Origin of the sequence: Nostoc sp. NMS4 (assembly GCF_017115095.1) — a bacterium.
GTDB lineage: Bacteria > Cyanobacteriota > Cyanobacteriia > Cyanobacteriales > Nostocaceae > Nostoc.
On sequence record NZ_JABXKI010000244.1, the window covers coordinates 1 to 4,529 of the forward strand.

5 protein-coding genes, 1 tRNA gene and 1 pseudogene are annotated in these 4,529 nt (G+C 42.5%); 1 reads left to right on the top strand and 6 read right to left on the bottom strand.

The window, feature by feature from the left end:
• Positions 1-60 precede the first annotated feature (60 nt).
• The gene (locus HWQ37_RS21965) at positions 61-531 is read right to left on the bottom strand and encodes a hypothetical protein (RefSeq protein WP_292750838.1); all 471 of its coding nucleotides are present in this window, start codon (positions 529-531) and stop codon (positions 61-63) included.
• A 168-nt stretch (positions 532-699) separates the two neighbouring features.
• Here HWQ37_RS21965 and HWQ37_RS21970 point away from each other — a divergent pair.
• Positions 700-1,295, top strand: a pseudogene (locus HWQ37_RS21970) (transposase); the annotation flags it as partial.
• Here the strand turns inward: HWQ37_RS21970 and HWQ37_RS21975 are convergent.
• The 5 genes from HWQ37_RS21975 to HWQ37_RS21995 form a co-directional block, all read right to left on the bottom strand.
• Complete coding sequence (locus tag HWQ37_RS21975) at positions 1,291-1,878, bottom strand: ATP-binding protein (RefSeq protein WP_363318169.1); 588 nt, start codon at positions 1,876-1,878, stop codon at positions 1,291-1,293. The pseudogene HWQ37_RS21970 and the gene HWQ37_RS21975 sit on opposite strands and share 5 nt — an antisense overlap.
• A gap of 167 nt (positions 1,879-2,045) precedes the next feature.
• Positions 2,046-2,117 (bottom strand) — tRNA-Asn (locus HWQ37_RS21980).
• A 144-nt stretch (positions 2,118-2,261) separates the two neighbouring features.
• Complete coding sequence (locus tag HWQ37_RS21985) at positions 2,262-2,810, bottom strand: NYN domain-containing protein (RefSeq protein ID WP_292750840.1); 549 nt, start codon at positions 2,808-2,810, stop codon at positions 2,262-2,264.
• Between the two features lie 250 nt (positions 2,811-3,060).
• Positions 3,061-3,738 (bottom strand): ABC transporter ATP-binding protein, encoded by a 678-nt coding sequence (locus tag HWQ37_RS21990; RefSeq protein ID WP_292750842.1) that lies wholly within the window; start codon positions 3,736-3,738, stop codon positions 3,061-3,063.
• Between the two features lie 13 nt (positions 3,739-3,751).
• Positions 3,752-4,024, bottom strand: a complete 273-nt coding sequence (locus tag HWQ37_RS21995; RefSeq protein ID WP_012410874.1) for a hypothetical protein — start codon at positions 4,022-4,024, stop codon at positions 3,752-3,754.
• Positions 4,025-4,529 lie beyond the last annotated feature (505 nt).

The window sequence follows — 4,529 nt, forward strand, 5'->3', positions numbered from 1 at the left end:
CGGGGAAGCAAGCTACGCGTAGCGTCTCGTAGAGAAGTATTACGAATTACGAATTACGAATTAGGTTTGTTCTTCTTCTAGCAACTGTTCTATATATTTTTGCACCAAAGGCACTTGAAACGAATCGCCTTCTTGAGTCAGAATTTCTTTTCGCGTGAGTTTGCGGACAACACCTCTGTCTTGCTGCGTGGGAGTTTCCCCGTAGATTATCCGACGCAGGAGAGAGCGATCGCTATCTGCTAAACTCTTCCATAATTCCCGAAAATACTGATCGCCTCGCTCCAGCACAACAGGAATAACTTCTTTAACATCCTGTGCAGTAGCTTTTGCTGTATCAGCTTCTCGCCTGTTTCTTCTGATATCGCGGTTTAGCAACTCCACCACCTCATAACACACCAACTGAACGAGATAAGGTTGACAGCGAGTAAGTTGGATAATTTCATCTACAGCAGTTGGTTCATAGATATCGCCGAAATTCTCCACTGGCTGTAGAATCAAATCGCGGGCTTCTGACTCGTGCAAGTAAGTCATTCGCAAAGCACGGGTGTTAATTAGGGGTTGCTGAAGAAGAAAGAAAAGCTTGCAGTCTCTAGATTATCTGACCAAAGAAGTATATTCAGGTGCAAGAGAAGAGGGTAGAATAGCCCAAAATCCTTGCATCACCGTGACCAACAGTACTAAAGTGTACTGTTTGTAACCATGTACAGAAAACAGGGGCAAAATCCAATCTCAGCAGAAAACTTTGAACTTGCGGCCGGGGGAAAGTTATCAGAAGATAATCGTTGGGTGATTATGGCTTCTTTCATACCTTGGACAGAATTTGAAGAGGAATATTCTTCTTGTTTATCTTTGGAGATTGGGGCACTAGCAAAACCGTTTCGGATGGCATTAGGCGCACTAATAATCAAAGAAAAACTAGGCATAAGCGATAGAGAAACAGTAGAACAAATCAAAGAGAATCCTTATCTACAGTACTTTATAGGGATGTCATCTTATAATAATGAAGCTCCATTTGACGCATCGATGCTAGTTCATTTTCGTGAAAGAATCAGTGCCGATTTAGTTAACAAAATTAATCAAGAAATGGTAAAGAAGATGCTAGATGCGGCATCTTCGATTGGCACTGAAAAAAAAACAGACTCAACAGAAGAAAAAGAGGTAAGTGAGCTAAAAAATCGGGGGAAATTAATATTAGATGCAACTTGTGCGCCAGGTGATATTAGCTATCCGACAGATTTAGGACTATTAAATCAAGCTTATTGCAGACAGAAATAATTATCGACTTACTTTTTAGACAAACCGATGCTCGTTAGCATAAACATCCAGTTGTTTACGCGAAGCCACCACTAGCATCAAGGCATTGCTATCCATCAGCGATCGCAAATTGTCATAAAATCCATTATCGAATTTATCGGGATATTTCAAAAGGCTTTCAAAATCATCCAGACAGAGAACAGGTAACTTCCCTTGCTGTTTCCATTGCTTAACCGCATCTGAAAAAGCTTGACGATTAAGCGGCTTACTCTTCCAACAATTTTGCAGACTGCGTTGTTGCCATCCATGAACGTGACTGAGTAAACCTTCAGCTACAGCCTCATAGAAACCCGTTTCAGTTTGGCAATCTACACCCCGTAACGGTAGGTAAATTACCACATAATTACTGTTGTTTAATACTCGCTGCTGCCAAGTCAGAACAAAATAATGCAGCAACGAAGATTTACCAATGTGCTTCTCGCCAACTATATTAATACTTGTAGGCTGATCGCCCTTCATCCGAGATGCGATCGCATGTAACTCATCCTTACGACCAACAAACAGCCTGGGTTCAATCATCCCCGCAGCCACAAAAGGATTGTCAGGCAGCGCTCCAGAAGTCATTTAAAGGTTTATCCTAGTTTCAGCATTTTAAGTGCAATCACCTAAAAGAATACCACTAGCCCCATAATGTCGTTTGTAGAGACGGCGATTTATCGCGTTTCTGCTAAAAGTGCAAAACAGACCCTTGATGCGATCGCAAACCTTGTTAAAAATCTAAAATTATCAAACTCCCCAGGCTGGATTCGAACCAGCGACCAATCGATTAACAGTCGATCGCTCTACCACTGAGCTACTGAGGATCACTCACGATTTATAATCTTAGGGCTAAAAATAGTATTTGGCAAGTACTTTCGCCAATATTTTTTTAGATGCTTAATTTAGATAATTTTTACAGCCAAAATCTATTCAGGAACTTAAGCAGAGACTGTATAAATACTAAATATCTACAATCCCATTCGCAATTCAGCCAGACGCTGCCGCGCCTTAGCATCAATGGCATTAGCTAAAAACCTACTCTTAGATTGTTTGCGCGTATGATACTTTTGTCGCATCCGGCAAACAGTAGTTTCCACTTCCCCACAGAGTTGTTGTGCCGACAACCATTCAGCCCCATACCCTTGGATCATCAACTGCTGCGCCCGATCTGATGTAGCAACAATCACACGAGAAATCAAAGACTGAGCTATTTGCTGGCGAAAAGAAGCGCAGGATTTTTCAATATAAGTATCTGCGGTTTGCCCAAAATCAGTGTAATAAACAGATAAAAGCTCAGTAATAATTTCTTTATTACTAGAGGTGTTCTGATATTGGGCATCAAAAACTATCTGAGTCGTGTAACCTTGAAACGCACTATAACCAGTCATCGCTTCCACAAGTTCGCCCCGTGCGGCCTCTAATCCAGCGCTATCGCGCGTTTTTTTAAGGCAAGGCCAAGCACCTATGATATTGTAGCCGTCCACTAACAAAACGGCTTGGAGTAAGGAACGGGGCATGGTTTTTAATCACAATTTTCTAGAGTTAACAAAATTCATTCATAAGTTTTATAATAATTGATGCATAGTCTGTAACACTATGCTACACAGAATAAAAAATACGGCAGCCTCACAAAACTCAAACCTCAGACAGACGCAGCAATTTAAAACGCGCCTTTGTTTAAAAGGCGCGTTACAGTTCTTTCTTAGTAGTATTCAGGATTGCTGAATCCAATAAATTTTGCTTATTTACTCAGCACTCAGCACTAAACTAGGAGGCTTCGCTGTGTACCTCCGTCAAACGTTGTTTAAGACGTTGAGCTTCACCACTATCAACCAGAGAGCCTTTTTCTAGCAAGAAAGCGCCGTCACAGTAATTTAACTCATCTAATCGATGCGTCACCCAAAGGGCTGTAATACCTCGACTTTTGACAAGGCGGCGGACACCAGCAACTAAATCCAACTGACTATCTGGATCTAGTAAGGCAGTGGGTTCATCTAATAATAAGACTTCACAGCGACGGGCGATCGCACCTGCGATCGCTACTCGTTGTTTCTGTCCCCCAGAGAGCGCATAGATAGGCCGTCGTTGGAAGGTAAGCAAATTCACCGCCCCTAACGCCTCCTCAACCCTGGCTCTAGTAGCAGCAGGTGGTAACTTTTCTTCCACCAATCCAAAAGCCACATCAGCACCAACCGTTGGCATCACCAGTTGATGATCTGGATTTTGAAAGACAAAGCCAACTGGGTGCAAAACCCGAATTTCGCCAGATTCAGCAGCTAATAACCCCGCTAGCAGCCTCAGTAACGTAGATTTACCACTGCCATTTGTACCCAAGAGCATCCAAAACTCACCCTTGGGTACTTCTAAAGAGCAAGATTTGATAACTTTCTCTCCATTTGGCCAACTGAAATTTAAATCCTTGACCTCAATGCCCACTTGAGCCATTTGTCAACCTTGGTTACTCAGCAGCTACAGCGAAAAATCCAGGTGGTCTGCCACCACCAGGGGTAGTACCATCTTTCTGAACAATCTGCACCCCAGAAATTTCACTAGCGCGGACAGCAATTTTTTTCTCTGTCTTGCCCTCGCACTTGAGTTCTACAATGTCAGGGTTCCCAGAACGGATTGCTGCCAAAATTAGCTGATACACAGCCTCAGCATCCTCTGCTGACTTACGTTGTACCGAGATAGGGAAAGCAGTGTTTCTGATGCTTAAATCGATGGTAAACATTTAGCAATAATCAAATTTAACTGTGGACTCATTTTAGCGTCAGCTGAGTGATTCTAGGGAAATGGGCGTTAGGAGTGCTGAGTGCTGAGTTAAGAGTTAGGAGTTAAGAGTTTTGTTAATCTCCCTTGTCCTCCTTGTCCTCCTTGTCCTCCTTGTCTCCCTTGTCTCCCTTGTCTCCCTTGTCCTCCTTGTCCTCCTTGTCCTCCTTGTCCTCCTTGTCTCCCTTGTCCTCCTTGTCTCCCTCATCACCCTCATCTGAATCAAAAATTAATTTTTATTACAAAACCCCTAGAAAAATTAGAGATTTTCACCTAATATGATTAAAGGTGTGTAAAAAATTGTAAACTTGGTTAACAACCTGGTTAACTTTCTGCTTATAGAACGGCCTTTATATAGCCGTCTATAATACAGATACAACCTGTACTTATAAACATTTGGAGATTTGCTCTAATGACCATCGCAGTTGGACGCGCCCCCAGTAGAGGGTGGTTTGACGTTCTCGACG

Coding starts and splice junctions, on each gene's coding strand:
- HWQ37_RS21965 (WP_292750838.1), bottom strand. CDS start 531: ATGACTTACTTGCACGAGTCAGAAGCCCGCGATTTGATTCTACAGCCA.
- HWQ37_RS21985 (WP_292750840.1), bottom strand. CDS start 2,810: ATGCCCCGTTCCTTACTCCAAGCCGTTTTGTTAGTGGACGGCTACAAT.
- HWQ37_RS21995 (WP_012410874.1), bottom strand. CDS start 4,024: ATGTTTACCATCGATTTAAGCATCAGAAACACTGCTTTCCCTATCTCG.
- HWQ37_RS21975 (WP_363318169.1), bottom strand. CDS start 1,878: ATGACTTCTGGAGCGCTGCCTGACAATCCTTTTGTGGCTGCGGGGATG.
- HWQ37_RS21990 (WP_292750842.1), bottom strand. CDS start 3,738: ATGGCTCAAGTGGGCATTGAGGTCAAGGATTTAAATTTCAGTTGGCCA.